This is a genomic window from Acinetobacter calcoaceticus, assembly GCF_900520355.1.
GTDB classification, from domain to species: domain Bacteria; phylum Pseudomonadota; class Gammaproteobacteria; order Pseudomonadales; family Moraxellaceae; genus Acinetobacter; species Acinetobacter calcoaceticus_C.
In genome coordinates this window covers 2,738,520-2,755,217 of record NZ_LS999521.1, presented here as the reverse complement: position 1 = coordinate 2,755,217, position 16,698 = coordinate 2,738,520, and the positions used below count along the sequence as shown (strand labels likewise).

Annotated in this window: 11 protein-coding genes and 1 tRNA gene; 8 read left to right on the top strand and 4 right to left on the bottom strand. The window is 38.9% G+C overall.

The annotated features are described in order from the left end of the window. Window positions 1-201 precede the first annotated feature (201 nt). The 6 genes from AC2117_RS13145 to AC2117_RS13120 all read left to right on the top strand — a co-directional run bounded on the left by AC2117_RS13145 (window position 202) and on the right by AC2117_RS13120 (window position 10,358). Window positions 202-3,411, top strand: coding sequence for a LysM peptidoglycan-binding domain-containing protein (locus AC2117_RS13145; RefSeq protein WP_133974667.1), 3,210 nt, complete (start codon window positions 202-204; stop codon window positions 3,409-3,411). Window positions 3,412-3,426: 15 nt separating this feature from the next. Then, entirely contained in the window at window positions 3,427-5,262 is a 1,836-nt protein-coding gene (locus tag AC2117_RS13140; protein ID WP_197730920.1) for an extracellular solute-binding protein, read from the top strand. 31 nt (window positions 5,263-5,293) lie between these two features. Further along, on the top strand, window positions 5,294-6,346 hold the full coding sequence (locus tag AC2117_RS13135; RefSeq protein WP_197730919.1) for a microcin C ABC transporter permease YejB: 1,053 nt from the start codon (window positions 5,294-5,296) through the stop codon (window positions 6,344-6,346). After that, on the top strand, window positions 6,346-7,356 hold the full coding sequence (locus tag AC2117_RS13130; protein ID WP_133974665.1) for an ABC transporter permease: 1,011 nt from the start codon (window positions 6,346-6,348) through the stop codon (window positions 7,354-7,356). Before AC2117_RS13135 ends, AC2117_RS13130 begins: the two co-directional genes overlap by 1 nt. After that, on the top strand, window positions 7,331-8,926 hold the full coding sequence (locus AC2117_RS13125; RefSeq protein ID WP_133974663.1) for an ABC transporter ATP-binding protein: 1,596 nt from the start codon (window positions 7,331-7,333) through the stop codon (window positions 8,924-8,926). The genes AC2117_RS13130 and AC2117_RS13125 overlap by 26 nt, the downstream gene beginning before the upstream one ends. Before the next feature lie 187 nt (window positions 8,927-9,113). After that, the gene (locus AC2117_RS13120) at window positions 9,114-10,358 is read left to right on the top strand and encodes an NADH:flavin oxidoreductase/NADH oxidase family protein (RefSeq protein ID WP_133974661.1); all 1,245 of its coding nucleotides are present in this window, start codon (window positions 9,114-9,116) and stop codon (window positions 10,356-10,358) included. Between the two features lie 40 nt (window positions 10,359-10,398). Here AC2117_RS13120 and AC2117_RS13115 read toward each other — a convergent pair whose 3' ends face one another. Continuing rightward, window positions 10,399-12,513: a TonB-dependent siderophore receptor gene (locus AC2117_RS13115; protein WP_133974659.1), complete on the bottom strand. Its 2,115-nt coding sequence runs from the start codon at window positions 12,511-12,513 to the stop codon at window positions 10,399-10,401. A gap of 293 nt (window positions 12,514-12,806) precedes the next feature. Here AC2117_RS13115 and AC2117_RS13110 point away from each other — a divergent pair, with 293 nt between their 5' ends. After that, window positions 12,807-13,400, top strand: a complete 594-nt coding sequence (locus AC2117_RS13110) for a DUF2726 domain-containing protein (RefSeq protein ID WP_133974657.1) — start codon at window positions 12,807-12,809, stop codon at window positions 13,398-13,400. A gap of 98 nt (window positions 13,401-13,498) precedes the next feature. Here AC2117_RS13110 and AC2117_RS13105 read toward each other — a convergent pair. The 3 genes from AC2117_RS13105 to pyrC form a co-directional block, all read right to left on the bottom strand. Further along, a tRNA-Glu gene (locus AC2117_RS13105) sits at window positions 13,499-13,574 on the bottom strand. Between the two features lie 18 nt (window positions 13,575-13,592). Beyond that, window positions 13,593-14,255 carry a ribonuclease T gene (rnt, locus tag AC2117_RS13100; protein ID WP_003652803.1) on the bottom strand — a complete coding sequence of 221 codons (663 nt, stop codon included), beginning with the start codon at window positions 14,253-14,255 and terminating at the stop codon, window positions 13,593-13,595. Further along, the gene (gene pyrC, locus AC2117_RS13095; RefSeq protein WP_004641891.1) at window positions 14,240-15,274 is read right to left on the bottom strand and encodes a dihydroorotase; all 1,035 of its coding nucleotides are present in this window, start codon (window positions 15,272-15,274) and stop codon (window positions 14,240-14,242) included. The genes rnt and pyrC overlap by 16 nt, the downstream gene beginning before the upstream one ends. Window positions 15,275-15,423: 149 nt before the next feature. Here pyrC and AC2117_RS13090 point away from each other — a divergent pair, with 149 nt between their 5' ends. Then, complete coding sequence (locus AC2117_RS13090; protein WP_133974655.1) at window positions 15,424-16,686, top strand: diguanylate cyclase; 1,263 nt, start codon at window positions 15,424-15,426, stop codon at window positions 16,684-16,686. Window positions 16,687-16,698: the final 12 nt, after the last annotated feature.

The following is a 16,698-nucleotide window of genomic DNA, read 5'->3' as shown; positions in this document are numbered from 1 at the left end:
GAATATGGTGTATTGTATACGCAAAAAGTTCGGTTCCATCGTAACAAAGCAAGGTTTTTTTAATTTCTTGTAACATTTCCATGCAAATGACATTAACTTATTGCCTTGTCTATCTTGCACGCTTTACTACAATGGCATCGAAGACCTAGGGTTTGTCGGCAGACCCCCAAAAAATATTACGCGAGTTGTTTGGAAGTTTTTATGTATAAACCAACCACATTTGTGTGGCAGCCATCTGCGGCATCATTGTTCAAAATTACCGTACTTAGCTCTGCTTTAGCTGCGTTGGGTATTACAACAGGCTGTTCATCGACTCCGCAATCTGCAAAAACCTCTAAATCGAAACAGGTCAGTGGTGCAGGTTATTTAGATGCAAGTAGTCTTGACTCTTTAGAAGACCTACTTTCAGCAACTGATATGCGTGCTGTAGAAGGTGATCGTCTGCTTATTTTAAAGCACGGTGATGTCTGGAAGCGTATGTCTGTTGGTTTCAAAATGGACTTGAATCATTGGGATTCACGTATTGAAGCTCAGCGTAGCTGGTTTATTTCTCGTCAGCCTTACCTCGATCGCTTGAGTGCTCGTGCCAGTCGTTATTTGTACCATACGGTGAAAGAAGCTGAGCGCCGTGGACTGCCAACTGAACTTGCGTTATTACCCGTAATTGAAAGTTCTTATGACCCAGCTGCAACAAGTAGTGCAGCAGCAGCAGGGCTATGGCAATTTATTCCAAGTACTGGTCGTATTTATGGCTTAAAGCAAACAGGTATGTATGATGGGCGCCGCGATGTGGTTGAGTCGACTCGTGCAGCTTATGAATTTTTAGGAAGCCTTTATAATCAATTCGGTTCTTGGGAACTTGCTTTGGCTGCCTATAATGCTGGCCCGGGACGTATTCAACAGGCGATTAACCGTAACCGAGCTGCGGGTTTACCAACTGACTATTGGTCACTAAAATTACCTCAAGAAACGATGAACTATGTTCCACGTTTCTTAGCTGTTGCTCAAATTATTAAAAATCCAAAAGCTTATGGTGTAGAACTACCGCCTATTGCAAATAGACCCCATTTCCGTGAAGTGACTTTATCTGCGCCTTTAACTTTAAATGAAATTGCTTCTGTAGCAGGATTAAGCCGTTCAGAACTTTATGCATTAAACCCAGGATATCGTGGTGAAGCAGTGGACCCTGCAAGTCCAATGCGTATTTTGCTTCCAGCAGATTTAAGTCCTTCAATTGATAATAAATTAAAAGGGAAAAAAACGGGTGGTGGCTCAGGTTGGTGGGCAAATGTAACTTCGCCGTCTACACCTACGGTTAGCCCTTCGACTACAGTAACAACAAAAACAACTCCTACAACGCAAGTTCAGCCAGTTAAACCGTCTTCACCTGTGAAGAATAGTTCAACGACTTCAAAATCTACACCACGTGGTTCAGATGCGTTGGCTGCCTTTGCCGCATCGGCAGATGTACCGAGTGCGCCGCGTATTCCTGTAGCTGTCACTAATGCAGCTAATATTAAGCAGCCTGTTAAAATGGAGCCACCAATTTCGGCTTCTGAACGTGAAAAGATTTTAGCTGCAGTTCGTGCTGAAGGCGCAAAAGAAACTGTAGATCAAGCTTTACAACCGCAAGCAACTCAAGCAGAGAAAGATCAAGTCGTTGCTGAATTAAAAGCAATTGCGCCGCAAGGAACTGAAATTGTCGATCCTTATGATGGCAAAATTAGGTTAACCGCAATTCAGACGAGCCAGTCAGTTGCAGAGCAACAAGGTAAAGAGGTAAGTAGAGGTTTTGCTTATCCAAAAACTTTAGCTGAAGATGCGACTGTAGCTAGCTCTGAAGATGGGCAACGTAATAAAGATAAGCCTTATATCAAAACTGATACTGATGTTGTAGTTGTACAGCCTAAAGGTAAGCGTAGTACTTATACAATTCAGCCAGGTGATACTTTAGCCGTGATTGCCATGAAGAATGGTGTGAACTGGCGTGATGTGGCTAAGTGGAACCAGATTGATCCAGAAAAGACTTTGTTTGTAGGAACTAGTCTTTATCTTTATGATGCGAAACCACAAGAAACTCAAAGTACTTCGAAAAGTACGGCTAAACCAGATGTATATGTAGTGGAGGCTAACGACAGCTTAAGCGGTGTTGCTAACCAGTTTAATTTGTCAGTCAAACAATTGGCTGAATATAACGATTTATCAGTGACCGATGGCCTATTTGTTGGGCAAAAGCTACAGTTGAAAGAGCCGAAGAATAGCCGCTCAAGTGCGAAAGCGGAGCCGAAAGTGGCTCAGGCAAATGCACGACGTATAGCAACTAAAAGCTATACTGTGAAGCGTGGTGAATACCTTAAATTGATTGCAGACCGTTATGCACTCTCTAATCAGGAGCTTGCTGAATTAACTCCAGGTTTAACTGCGGGCAGTAACTTGATGGTAGGCCAAAAAATTAATGTGCCTACACAAGATATTTCGGTAGATGAAGTTGCTGAAACTAAGACGTCTAATAAATCTGAGAAAGCGACGCTAAGTGTTTCTTATAAAACAGAAGGCTATAAAGTACAACGTGGTGATACTTTATCGAGTATTGCAACTAAATCAAAAATTAGCCTAGCCGAGTTAGCCGAGTTAAATAACTTAAAAACGAGTAGTTATGTACAGCTTGGGCAAACTTTAAAAGTGCCTGCTGGTCTAAGGGTACCGGAACAATACGTTGTACAGTCTGGGGACAGCCTAAATGCGATTGCGAGTAAATATAACTTGCAAACAGGCTATTTGGCTGACTTAAATGGTTTGTCTCGTAGTGCTGGTTTACGTGCTGGTCAACGTTTAAAACTCACAGGTACGGTTGAAGAAGCATCAAGTAAACCTTCTAAAAATACGAAAGAAGAAATACCAGAGACCTATACAGTCAAATCTGGTGATAGCTTAGGTAATATTGCTAACCGTCACCACTTGCAGTTGGACTACCTTGCCGCATTAAATGGTCTTTCGCGTAACAGTAGTGTTCGTGTAGGGCAACGTTTAAAGCTAACAGGTGATATGCCTACCGTTGAAACAGCAAAAGTTGATACTAAGTCGTCAACTAAAACAGTTGCGGCTGGTAAAAACACTGAAAGATATACTGTTAAATCTGGTGAGTCTTTAAATAGTATTGCGAGCCGTGCGGGTATTTCAGTGCGTGAACTTGCTGAAATGAATGCATTAAAAGCAAGTGCTAACTTACAACGTGGTCAAAATATTGTGATTCCAAAAACTGTTGTGGAATACAAAGTGAAGCGTGGTGATACGTTAATTGGTCTTGCTAGCAAATATGGTTTAGAAACCAATTTCTTGGCTGAGCTGAATGATTTGACACCTTCTACTCAGCTTCGCATTGGCGACGTCATTAAAGTACCTAATTTATAAAATAATTAGCAACTTATGCATAAATCATATTTTCAACTGAGCCTGCTAGTCGGGCTCAGTGTTGTTTCTCATGCTGTTTTTTCTGCACAGCAAACTACCTCATATATAGCGATTCATTCCAAGCCTAAATATTTAGGAATGATGGCTATGCCATATGCAAACCCTCATGCATCTAAAGGTGGCTTGTTAAGTCAGGCGGCTCAAGGAACTTTTGATAACCTCAATAGTATGAATGGTAAGGGGAATGCTACAGAAGGCGTTAATTATCTTTTTGATACTTTAATGACCCAATCGCTAGATGAGGTCGGGGTTTTATATCCTCTTTTGGCAGAGAAAGTTACTTATGATCCAGAAAAAACACAGTCTGTTACTTTTTATTTAAACCCTAAAGCGCGTTTTAGTAATGGACAGCCTGTTACAGCAGCAGATGTTAAATTTAGTTTTGATGCCTATCAGACTAAGTCAAATTTAGGTTTGCAGATGTACCTTGCCGATTTGGCAAAAACAGAAGTAATAAATGCCCATCAAGTAAAGTTTAGTTTTAAATCTACGCACAACCCTAAAATGCCATTCATTTTGGCAACCTTACCCATTTATTCAAAAGCAGATTGGGAAACAAGGGATTTTAGCCGAATTACTTTACAAGCGATTATTGGCTCGGGACCTTATGTGGTTGAACGAATTGATCCGGGTAGAAGCATTAGTTATAAAAGAAACCCAAATTATTGGGCAAAAGATTTGCCTATTAATAAAGGACGTTATAATTTTGACCGATTAAAATATGTTTATTATCGAAATTGGGATATTGCTTTTGAAGGATTTAAATCTGGTCAATACACCTTGCATGAAGAAACTAACCCTAAAAAATGGGTAACAGATTATCGTTTTCCAGCCGTAAAAGCAGGACTGGTTGCTCAATATAAGTTTCGTCACCACAACCCTATTGCAACTGAAAGTTATGTCTTTAACACTCGACGTAAATCTTTAAATGATATTCGTTTTAGACAAGCCTTAACCTATGCCTATGATTTTGAATGGCAGAATAAAGCTTTGTTTTATGGTCAATATCAACGCCTTCAAAGTTATTTTGAAAATAGCGAATTAGCAGCAACGGGCCGACCTTCCAAGTCTGAATTAGAGTTGTTAAAACCGTTATTGCCCAAGTTATCTCCAACCATGCAGCACGGTGTTTTAGCAGACTGGAAATATCCAGTGTCGGATGCGAGTGGATTTAACCGTCAAAATTTATTAATTGCGCGGCAGCTGCTTATACAAGCAGGCTATAAAGTTAAAGATGGGCAGTTGTTGACGCCTGAAGGTAAAAAAGTTCAGCTTGAGTTTTTAATTCAACAGGATGGCAAACAACGAACATTAATGCCTTTTGTCCGTAACTTAAAAAAGTTAGGCATTGATGTTAATTTACGACAAGTCGACGCTCCGCAATATTTAGAACGTACCCGCCGTTATGACTTTGATATGACCACCATGAATCTGCCGCAATCTCTCAATCCAGGCAATGAGCAGACTCAGTTTTGGGGGAGCAAGGCGGCAGCACAGGATGGAAATTACAATTATGCGGGAATTCGCAACCCAGTAATTGATCAAGTTATTTCCAAGCTCGTTGCAAGTAAAAATCGTGAACAACAGATTATTTATACTCGTATTCTCGATCGATTGCTGAGGGCTGGTTATTATCAAATTCCGACTTATGGTAAAGGTGAAAACTGGTATGCTTATTGGAATATGTATCAACAACCTAAAATTAAACCAGCACTTTCGTCTGGAATAGATTATTGGTGGAGTGATGCAAACAAAGCCAAAAAAGTTGCTAAGTATTTACATCAACAATAAAAAGCACCTGCCATAAAGGAAATCCTGTTATATGGGTTCATATATTCTCATGCGACTTCTTTTAATTATTCCTACGTTATTTGTCATTTTATTGATTAACTTTGTGGTTGTGCAAATTGCGCCAGGTGGGCCAGTTGAGCAAGCAATACATCAGGCACAAAGCGATTTGGGAATCGGGCGTGCCTTAAGTTCAGAAACTTATTATCAAGGTGCTCAAGGTCTAAGCCCTGAAATGGTTGAACAAATTAAGGCGCAGTATGGTTTTGATCATTCTGCTCCTGAACGGTTTTTTCTCATGTTAAAAGGCTATTTAACTTTAGATTTTGGACAAAGTTTTTTTAAAGATAAACCAGTCGTGCAATTGTTGTGGGACAAAATGCCTGTTTCTATTTCATTGGGGCTGATAAGTACTTTTCTGATTTATTTAATTTCGATTCCGCTTGGTATTAAGAAGGCAAGACAACAAGGTTCATGGTTTGATCGCTCAACTTCTTTAGTTCTTGTGGTGGGATATGCTGTACCCAGTTTTGTATTTGCCATTTTGTTGATTGTTTTTTTTGCAGGCGGCTCTTATTTTCAATGGTTTCCATTACAAAATCTTGTTTCAGATAATTTTCATCAACTCAGTCTTTGGGGCAAAGTTACCGACTATTTATGGCATATGACTTTGCCACTTATTACGATGGTATTAGGTGGTTTTGCCAGTTTAACGTATTTAACTAAATATTCATTTTTAGAAGAATTAAATAAACCCTACGTTTTAGCTGCTTATGCAAAAGGGTTAAATGGTCAACAAGTCTTATATAGACACGTATTTCGTAATGCTATTTTAGTCGTGCTCGCAGGGTTACCAGAGGTGTTAGCGGGTATTTTCTTTGTGGGTAACCTGTTTGTAGAAATTATTTTTCATTTAGATGGTGTCGGATTATTAGGCTTTGAAGCAATTGTCCAGCGGGATTATCCTGTTATTTTTGGTGTCTTATTTTTCTTTACTTTATTTAGTCTAATTTTACGTCTCATTTGTGATGTGCTGTACCAATGGATTGATCCTCGAATTCACTTTGACGCACAAGGAGGCAAATAATGTCTTTGATTGTGCGCACACGGTTACAACGTTTTAGACAACATAAATTAGGTTGGGCCAGCTTTATTTTATTTAGTCTAATTTTGATTTTGTCATTAGCAGCAGAGTTGATTGCTAACGATAAGCCCTTACTGGTGAAGTATGAAGATTCTTACTATTTTCCCGTGTTTAAGACATATCCAGAAACGACGTTTGGTGGGGTGTTTGAAACAGAAGCAGATTATAAAGATCCGGCTGTGCAAGAACTGATTAATGCTCAGGGATGGGCAGTCTGGCCACTTATTAAATTTTCATATCAAACTCCCAATTTAGATTTAGCAGTTCCTGTGCCATCACCACCCTCCAAGCAGAACTGGTTGGGAACTGACGATCAGGGAAGGGATGTTTTTGCCCGTATTCTTTATGGTTTAAGAGTATCTTTGCTTTTTGGTTTGGCCTTAACTTTTTGTTCTGCTTTATTTGGCATTACTGTGGGTGCCATTCAAGGTTACTATGGCGGCTGGGTAGATTTATTGGGACAACGTTTGGTTGAAGTCTGGAATGGCTTGCCCATGCTATTCATGGTCATGATTTTGGTCAGCATGTTTGTTCCAAACGTATATTGGCTATTTTTTATTATGTTGTTTTTTGGCTGGACAGTTTTAGTGGGGATTGTCAGAGCAGAGTTTTTGAAAGCTCGCCAGCTTGATTATGTTCGTGCAGCTCAAGTGTTAGGAGTGACTGACCGCGTTATTATTTTTAAGCATATTTTGCCGAATGCAATCAGTTCGAGCTTGTCCCAGTTACCATTTATTTTAACCACTAATATTAGTGCCTTAACTGCTCTTGATTTTTTAGGCTATGGCTTACCACCCGATGCAGCATCGTTAGGGGAGTTGTTGCTCCAAGGTAAAAATAATTTAGATGCACCATGGCTAGCGATTTCAGGTTTTTTTAGTCTGGCTATTGTTCTTTCACTTTTAATTTATATTGGGGAGGCTGCTCGTGATGCTTTTGACCCAAGAAAATAATACAAATGTTACTCCTGCATTGTTGAAGGTTGAACATCTTTCGATTCAAACGCTCGATCAAAAGATTTTGTTAGAAGGCCTTAATTTGCAGCTTAGTGAAGGGAAAACACTGGCTATTGTTGGCGAAAGTGGCTCAGGTAAATCACTTAGCTGTTTAGCAATCATGGGGTTACTACAAGAAAAATTAGAAATAACAGGTAGTGTTTGGATTGGCTCCCAAAATATTCTTGAGATAGATGAAAAAGCTCAATCTAATGTGCGTGGCCGACAAATTGCCATGATTTTTCAAGAACCTGCCACCGCTTTAAATCCATTACATCGGGTTGAAAATATTGTAGGTGAAAACCTTTTTTTATTAGGTTTGACTAAACAGAATGTTCGACAACAAGTCATTGAGTTACTCACAGATGTAGGAATTAGTGAGCCAGAACAGATTTTAAAACGCTATCCACATGAGCTTTCTGGTGGTCAAAGGCAACGTGTCATGATTGCCATGACATTGGCACTGCAACCTAAAATTTTAATTGCTGATGAGCCGACTACAGCACTTGATATCATTTTACAGATCCAGATTTTAGAACTCTTAAAATCTTTACAATCAAAATATGGAATGGCACTTATTTTAATTAGCCATGACCTAAATTTGGTACGTCAATATGCCGATGAACTGGTTGTATTGCAAAGTGGGTGTGTTGTAGAGCAAGGTGAGCTTAGCCAGATTTTTGCAAATCCTAAAACCGCTTATACACAGCAATTATTAGAACATGATTTTGGCAATGCAGAACTTCTTGAAATAGAAAAGAATGTTTTGTCTGTTCAACAGCTTAGCGTGCAATTTCCAATTAGAAAAGGTATTTTTAATCGCGTTCAGGGCTATGTGACTGCAATAGAAGGTTTGAGCTTCGATCTTGCTCAAGGTGAATCACTTGGAGTCGTTGGGGAAAGTGGCGCTGGAAAGTCATCTTTGGCTCTGGCTTTAGTGCGGCTCATTAAAAGTGAAGGGCGGATTAATTTTTTAGGACAAGATTTGAATCAGTTGGCTCCCAAAGCTTTACGTTTGGCGAGATCTGATTTTCAACTTGTATTCCAAGATCCGTTTGGTAGTTTGAACCCTCGAATGACGGTTGGGCAGATTATTGCTGAAGGTTTAAAAGTAAAAGAAGTATTAAACAGTCAAATTCAAGAACAAGTTAAATCTGTTCTCAAGAAGGTTGAACTGCCTGAAGATTTTCAACATCGTTACCCACACGAACTCTCTGGAGGACAACGTCAACGGGTTGCTTTGGCAAGAGCTTTAGTCGTTCAACCGAAACTTTTAATTTTGGATGAGCCCACTTCTGCATTAGATCGAACCACGCAAAAAGCCATCATTAAACTTTTACGACAATTACAGAAAACTGAACATTTGAGCTATATCTTTATTAGTCATGATCTAAATATAGTCAAATCGTTGTGCCATAAAGTTATGGTGTTGCGCCGTGCACAAGTTGTTGAATATCAGGAAACAGAACTGTTGTTTTCTAAGCCTAAGACTGAATATACAAGACAATTAATTAAAGCAAGCTTTTAAAATAAAATATTAAATTATTGTTTTTAAATGGAATATTTTATTTATGCATTTTATGCAAAAAGTTGCATATTTTTATGTTTTTTGAAATTGACATATGCTATTGTCAGCTATCGATTATAACTTGACATGCCCTATAACTCGTCTAAATTAGAGCAATTGCTCTAAAAAACTAAAAAAGAGGTTAACCATGAACCAGATTGCCCAACCCATCACAATTCGCAATACCACATTCAAAAACCGAATTATTAAAGGTGCAATGAGTGAGGCGCTTGCAAATTATGAAGGTCAACCAAATGACTTGCATTTAGGCTTATATGGGGCGTGGGCAAAAGGTGGGCTTGGCTGTGCAATCACAGGCAACGTCATGGTCAATGTAGCCGCAAAAAATGAACCCGGTGTTGTTGTTATTGAAACCGAACGTGATTTAGAGCGCTTAAAAGGGTGGGCAGCATTAGGTAAAAAATATGGAATGGTGCAATTGATTCAATTGTCCCACCCAGGGCGTCAGTGTCCAAAAGGATTAAATAAAGAGACTGTCGCGCCGTCAGCAGTACCATTTAGTCCAGCTTTAGCCACTATGTTTGGAACGCCACGTGAATTAACTCATGATGAAATTCTAGATATCATTAATCGATTTGCAACCGCTGCTCGTATTTGTGAAAAAGCAGGTTTTGAAGGAGTGCAATTACACGGTGCGCATGGTTATTTGATTAGCCAGTTCTTATCACCTTTAACGAATAAGCGTACCGACCAATGGGGTGGTTCAGTTGAAAACCGTACCCGCTTTTTATTAGAAGTTTATAAGGCTGTTCGCGAAGCAACCTCCGAGAATTTTATCATTTCAGTCAAACTGAACTCTGCCGATTTTCAACGTGGTGGAATTAGCGAAGAAGATGTAATTTCAGTGTTTAAAGCAGTTGATGAAGCTGGTATTGATTTAATTGAAATTTCAGGCGGTACTTATGAAGCACCTGCAATGGCAGGGGCTAAAGCTGATAAGCGTAAGACAAGCACGATTGCTCGTGAAGCTTATTTCTTAGATTTTGCTGAAAAGATCCGCCAACATGTTAAATGTAAACTCATGGTGACAGGTGGATTCCGTACTGTAGAAGGAATGAATGCAGCACTCGCAAGTGGGGCTTGTGATTTTATTGGTATTGCGCGTCCGCTTGCAGTTGAGACTGATTTAACAGACCGTTTAATTGCAGGGCAGGACGTACGCTATGCAGTAAAACCAATTAAAACAGGCCTACCTTTTGTCGATAAAATGGCAATCATGGAAATTATTTGGTATGCCGCTCAATTTAAAACCATTGGTAAAGGCAAAAAGCCAAATCCGAAACTTTCACCACTAGTCGTCTTTTTTAATTATGCCAAAGGCAATATTACAGCTGTGGTAAAAGGTCGCGTGAATTCACGTAAATCTGCTTAATCCGATGCGCCATTTCAAAAGCTGAAATGGCGCATTTATTTTAGAACGTATAGCTCATACCAAACTGAACAGTACGTGGTTCGCCTGGGTATGCATATAAATTAAAGGCACTTTCATCATAAGTTCTATCGAAAATATTTTTCAGATCTAAGTTAAGACGAAGTTTTGGTGTTGCTTGATAGTAAGAAACTAAGTCGGTAACTGCATAACCTTTCATGGTGTAGGTACTATTTGCTGTTTGGCCTGCACGCTTATCAATATATTTTTGATTAACCCCTAGACCTAAACCTTGTAAAGGACCATCCTGAAACTCATACATATTTAACAGGTTAAAACTGTTCTTTGGAATATTGGCTAAAGACGTTCCTTTTTGCAAAGTGTTGTCTTTAGTCACTTCAGCATCTGTATATGCGTATCCACCAATAATTTTCCAAGCAGGTGTAAGTTGACCTGTAATATTTAGCTCAATACCACGACTACGGACTTCACCAGCAGAAACCTTGTAAGCTGAATCAACAGGATCGATAGTTAATACATTTTCTTTTTCAGCATAAAAAATAGCAGAGTCAACCGACAACATATTGTCTAGCGCTTGCCATTTAAAACCTAACTCGTAAGCCATGCCTTCTTCTGGATCAAATCCCTCTCCATTACGGCTAGCGCCAGTGTTTGGTTTAAAAGACTTTGCTGCATTACTATAGATTGAAAGATCGTCACGGGCTTTAAAAACTAACCCTAAACGGGGAATAAAGGCATCGTGACTAGTATTCCAGTTTGCAGTATTTGGTAATAGGTTTTTATAGTCATGCTCATAGTGCTCAAAGCGTAAACCCAATAAAGCACTTAAACGTTCATTTAAATCGATTTGGTCTTGTACAAAAAGGGCAGTTGTTTTTAAATTTTCACGATCATGGGTAGTAACATTTTTAAGCTCAGGTAGAGGTTGGCCTAAAACAGGATTATAAATATTGATTGGGTAGTTATTTGACTTTAGATCTGAACGAATAATGTATGACTTGTAATCATAGTTTTCGTATTCGAGTCCAGTCACTAAGGTATGTGCTAAACCTAAAAGTTGGAAATTACCTGTTAAATTAATTTGGGCATCGGTATCTTGCCATTTTAATTCGCGATAGTTGTAATTTCTTTCGAGTGTTTCTCCATCAGACTGAATTCCATTTGCTTCTACGGCATAGCCATGCAATTTGCCATTTAAATATTGCACACCCGCATTAAGCTTCCAGTCATTTCCAAGGTCATGTTCAACTCGTAATTGAGTCATGTTGTTATCATTGTAGAGTCGATTGTTATATTTACCTGTTTCCCACAAATAGGTTTCTGGTGAACTATTAAAAGACTTCTGTGCAGGATAACGCGTATGCCCACGATCAAGCGGATGTTGATTCCGTAAAATATCGGCTTCAAAGGTTACTTTAGTTGCATCAGTCGCTTGCCATTGAATGACTGGCGCAATTCCGTATCGTTTAGATTCGATATGGTCACGATAACTATCGCCGCCTTCTGCAATCACATTTAGGCGATAACCGATATTTTCTGCATTTGGAATGGTGCCTGTAGTGTCTACAGTGGTGCGGTATAAACCTTCACTGTTAAGCTGAGCGCCTAAAGTTGTTTGTTGCTCAGACTTTGGTGTTTTTGAAATTAAATTAAAAGTACCGCCTGGATCACCACGACCATATAAGCTAGACGAGGGGCCACGTAAAACATCTATACGTTCAATCGTGTTGCTGTCTGGCGCATTTGGATAGCCACGGTTAATGGGGAAGCCGTTACGGTAAAACTCACCACTGGTGAAACCACGAAGGTTAAAACCAGTTAAGCCTTGACCACCAAAGTTATTCGCTCGTCCAACACCGCCTGCCAAATCAAGCGCTTCAATTAAGCGTGTCGCACCAATATCTTCAATTACTTTTTGGGTTACAACACTTACCGATTGCGGTGTGTCTTTTAATGCGACTTCACTACGTGTCGCGCTACTCGAGCTATCGACTTTGTAAGTTTGGTCAGAAGCCTGTTGAGCTTTAATTTTAATCGTAGCAAGAGTCGTGGAAGAACTATCAGTTTCTGCAAAAGCAGTTGATAAACAGCAGAATTGAGCAATGCTGAGGGAGAGGAGGCGAAGCTTAAGATCCATTTAAAACCTTTTGATAATAAATATCAGTATAAAAATAAGAATTATTATATTGTAAATGTGTGTAAAAGGAATACTAAAGCAGTGATAAATCTAGACAAGTGTATTTTATTTAGGAATATAAAAATTAAAAGTATAAACAGATGGGCTTAAATAAGTATAAATTACAGTTTAAAATAGAGCATCAAATATATAAACAATAGCTTTAAAATCAATTGAATATTTCATAGCTAATCGTTTTAAATTAGATTTTTTGAAAATTAAGATGTTTTTTACTTTTATCAAGGGGAAGTTTAATGTCTATGCTTATTGGCATGTTTTTGTTGGTCATAATTATATTGGCAGTTTTAAGTATTTTAAAGAAAGGGGAAAGCAAAGGTGGAAATGGAAAGCGTAATCCAATCAAAGGAAAACGTATCATTACCATGAATGAACAACCGACATTTATGAAGCTAAAAGAAGCTTTACCTGAACATATTATTTTGGCACAAGTTGCTTTTAGCGCTTTTATGACTGCACAAGGATACGCAACACGTAATCTATTTAATCGGAAAGTAGCTGATTTTGTCGTATTAGATAAATCATTCAATATTGTCGCTATTGTTGAACTAGATGATTCAAGTCATAAGGGAAAAGAGAAATTTGATGCAGAACGTGATGCTTTAATTCGTGAAGCTGGTTTTAAAGTTATACGTTATAAAAGAACACCAGAGCTTGCACAGATACATGCTGATTTTAAGATTTCGTCCGTTTCGTTACTACAAGTTTCAATAGAATCAAACTCAAGTGAAACAAAAACAAAATTTGTCGCTGATGCAATAACTATTGAGAGAGATGATCCGACAGTACAACCTTTATCACATATTGATGAAATAAAGTTGAAATCTTAAATTTTGAAAAATACTAAGTTATCTCATGGATAAAATTTGAAGTGAGATAATGTAATTTAAATGATCTGATTATGAAATGAATTTCTTATAAAAGAAATTGGCGTCCCTACGGGGATTCGAACCCCGGTTACCGCCGTGAAAGGGCGATGTCCTAGGCCTCTAGACGATAGGGACGTTGAGGATGGCGGTATCTTAAGAAGCCGCCACCAAACTGTCAAGTAGGTAAGGAGACAGTTTGTTCAAAATATAGCAAAACAGTTCAGCAGTCTTCTGAGTATCGTATAAAGCAGAGTGGGCTTCTTTACCATCGAACTCAATTCCAGCTTGAATGCAGGCTTTGGCAAGGACAGTTTGTCCAAACATAACAGCACTTAAAGTAACCGTATCCATCACTGAAAAACTATGAAATGGGTTCTGGTTTTTTGTGCTTGTACGTGCAATCGCTGCTTGAACAAAACCAAGATCAAAATGGGCGTTATGGCCGACCAACACTGCATGCGTACAATGTTGCTGTTTACGAACTTCATTGACCGATTTAAAAATACGGCGTAATGCAGTCCGTTCATCTTCAGCCATTGCCATACGCATTGGATTGAATGGATCAATACCAATAAAGTCTAGCGAACGGCGGTCGAGGTTAGCCCCTTCAAACGGGTTAATATGTGCATGGAATGCTGGACCAGGGACAAATTGTCCCTGAGCATCATACACAATTGGAATGCACGCAATTTCTAGCAATGCATCTGTCTGGGCATTAAAACCTGCCGTTTCAACGTCAACAACAACAGGTAAGAAGCCACGAAAACGTTGGCCAATGACCGGGACAGAGGTTTCTTGTGTCACACTTTTCTCCATTGCAGCGTTTTCCCGGCATGCAGCGGGATAATTTTTTGATCATCTAAATAATCAAAAGATTCTGGTACAAGGTTATCTTCTTTTACCAAGGTAATGGTAGAAGTATTACGTGGTAGACCGTAGAAGTCCGCACCAAAATGGCTAGCGAAACCTTCTAGGCGTTCTAATTTACCTACTTGGTCAAATGCTTGAGCATAAAGTTCAATTGCATTAGGTGCACTATAACAGCCTGCACAGCCACACGCATTTTCTTTTGCATCTTGCGAGTGCGGCGCACTGTCTGTACCCAAGAAAAATTTAGGGTTACCACTCGTCGCAACTTCAAGTAAAGTTGTTTGGTGTGTTTGGCGCTTTAAAATTGGTAAACAATAGAAATGCGGTTTAATACCACCGACCAGCATGTCATTACGGTTAAATAATAAATGTTGAGGCGTGATTGTTGCAGCAACATTTCGATCATGTTCTAAAACAAAATGAGCCGCATCGCTTGTTGTAATGTGCTCAAGTACCACTTTAAGTTTTGGAAACTGTTTTAAAAGCGGGTTGAGTACTTCGTCAAGGAAACGTTTTTCACGGTCAAAAATATCGACGTGGTTATGAGTCACTTCACCATGAAGTAATAACGGCACTTGATGCTCTTCTAATTGCTCAATAACCGCATAAACTTTACGGATATCACTCACACCATTATCAGAATTGGTGGTTGCGCCAGCTGGGTAAAGTTTAATGGCATTCACATGTCCAGATTCTTTAATTTTACGAACTTCATCTGGTGAGGTGAAGTCAGTAAAATAAAGCACCATACGCGGGTCAAAATTGAGACCCTCTGGAACATGAGCAAGAATACGTTCACGGTAAGCCAATGCTTCTTCCACAGTTTTTACTGGCGGAACAAGGTTTGGCATACAGATCGCACGAGCAAACTGTTTAGCCAAATCAGGTACGGTACGTTTTAATGCTAAACCATCACGTAAATGTGCATGCCAATCATCTGGCTGGAGCAGGGTAATAGAGTTCAAGGCAGTTCAAACTTCGAAATAAAACAAATGATAATCGATAAAGTGTGAAAATGGTAACGAGAATTACGGACAAATGGCAAAATAAAGCGCAAGAGGCCTTAAAAAATAATGTTATATTTTGTTAATGTGTAAGAGCTAGGAATTGAGTAGTGGTAAATAGGGGGAATGTACATGAATTACTCAAAGCAAAAGAAGAAATAGAATATCTGGTAACTCTACATACTCATCGTTATGCCAATACACCTTTGCCTCATCAATTAGAAAAAAAGTTCTGGCATTTAAATCTTGAACGAACCAAACAAAACATCTCCAAGTTTTTAGCAAGTGGTGTTTTAACCTATCTCATTTTTATTTTGCTAGCGCTACCTACTGACTATTTGGTGATAGGTGTACCTTACATCACTTGGGATTTTATTTACTGCATATTAAGTGCAATTAATATTGCAGGTGCGCTACTGCTATTTTGGGTTTTTGCAAAGTTTAAGAAACTCACCGATTATTTTTATATTGCTGCGTGCGGGATTGTATTTTTTACCATTATTGTCAATGCAATGTTGCTTCTTAGTGTCGGAAATGCAGCTCTTAAAAATCAGTCGATGTTACTGCTTTCTTTTCTATATATGCTTGGCTTTATTTTGAGCGGTATAAAGCCTTTGCATATGCTTTATGTAGGTTTGATCGCAGCGATTGCTGTTTTTTCTCTATTGTTATTATTGCAAGCCAATTGTGATTATATTGCTTTGGGAAGGGCTTTATTTGGTAGCTGTATTTTAGGTTTTTCAATTAGCACGATGCTCACATCTAGAGAAAGAAGCCTTTTTTTAAATAATCAGCTTGCTGAACTTAACGAGCAGATTTTACGTATTGAGGCATCTGAATTGCTTCATTTAAGTCAGCAAGATGCGCTTACTAAAATTCCTAATCGACGTACTTTTGATGAGATGTTCGACTTCTTTTACTATCGTGCAAAGCAAGAACAGCGCCCATTGGCTGTTTTATTTATTGATATCGATTTTTTTAAAAATTATAACGACTTTTATGGACATCAGATGGGGGACAAAGTCATCTCATCTATTGCCTCTGCAATTAAAAATTCGATTCGACATGTTGATTTTGTTGCCCGTTATGGCGGAGAAGAGTTTGTCGTTCTTTTACCGAAAACACCCGCTCAAGGTGCCTATGCTGTGGCTGCCAATATTTATAAAGCCATTGAGCGTCAAGCGATTCCTCATGCTGCATCTTTGGTTTCTAAGCAGGTTACCATTAGTTTAGGCTTTACTGTTTATACAGAAGGCTTAAAAGTCACTCAGGAAAATTTAATTCATGCTGCTGATCAAGCTTTATATCGAGCTAAGCAGCTTGGACGTAATCAGATTTATTATCAGCCTTTACAGTTACCAGAAATTGCTTAAGTAAAAGCATTC

Bases quoted from the DNA above. Each gene is read 5' to 3' on its own strand.
- AC2117_RS13145 (WP_133974667.1), top strand. From the start codon at position 202: ATGTATAAACCAACCACATTTGTGTGGCAGCCATCTGCGGCATCATTG.
- AC2117_RS13140 (WP_197730920.1), top strand. From the start codon at position 3,427: ATGCATAAATCATATTTTCAACTGAGCCTGCTAGTCGGGCTCAGTGTT.
- AC2117_RS13135 (WP_197730919.1), top strand. From the start codon at position 5,294: ATGGGTTCATATATTCTCATGCGACTTCTTTTAATTATTCCTACGTTA.
- AC2117_RS13130 (WP_133974665.1), top strand. From the start codon at position 6,346: ATGTCTTTGATTGTGCGCACACGGTTACAACGTTTTAGACAACATAAA.
- AC2117_RS13120 (WP_133974661.1), top strand. From the start codon at position 9,114: ATGAACCAGATTGCCCAACCCATCACAATTCGCAATACCACATTCAAA.
- AC2117_RS13115 (WP_133974659.1), bottom strand. From the start codon at position 12,513: ATGGATCTTAAGCTTCGCCTCCTCTCCCTCAGCATTGCTCAATTCTGC.
- AC2117_RS13110 (WP_133974657.1), top strand. From the start codon at position 12,807: ATGTCTATGCTTATTGGCATGTTTTTGTTGGTCATAATTATATTGGCA.
- rnt (WP_003652803.1), bottom strand. From the start codon at position 14,255: ATGGAGAAAAGTGTGACACAAGAAACCTCTGTCCCGGTCATTGGCCAA.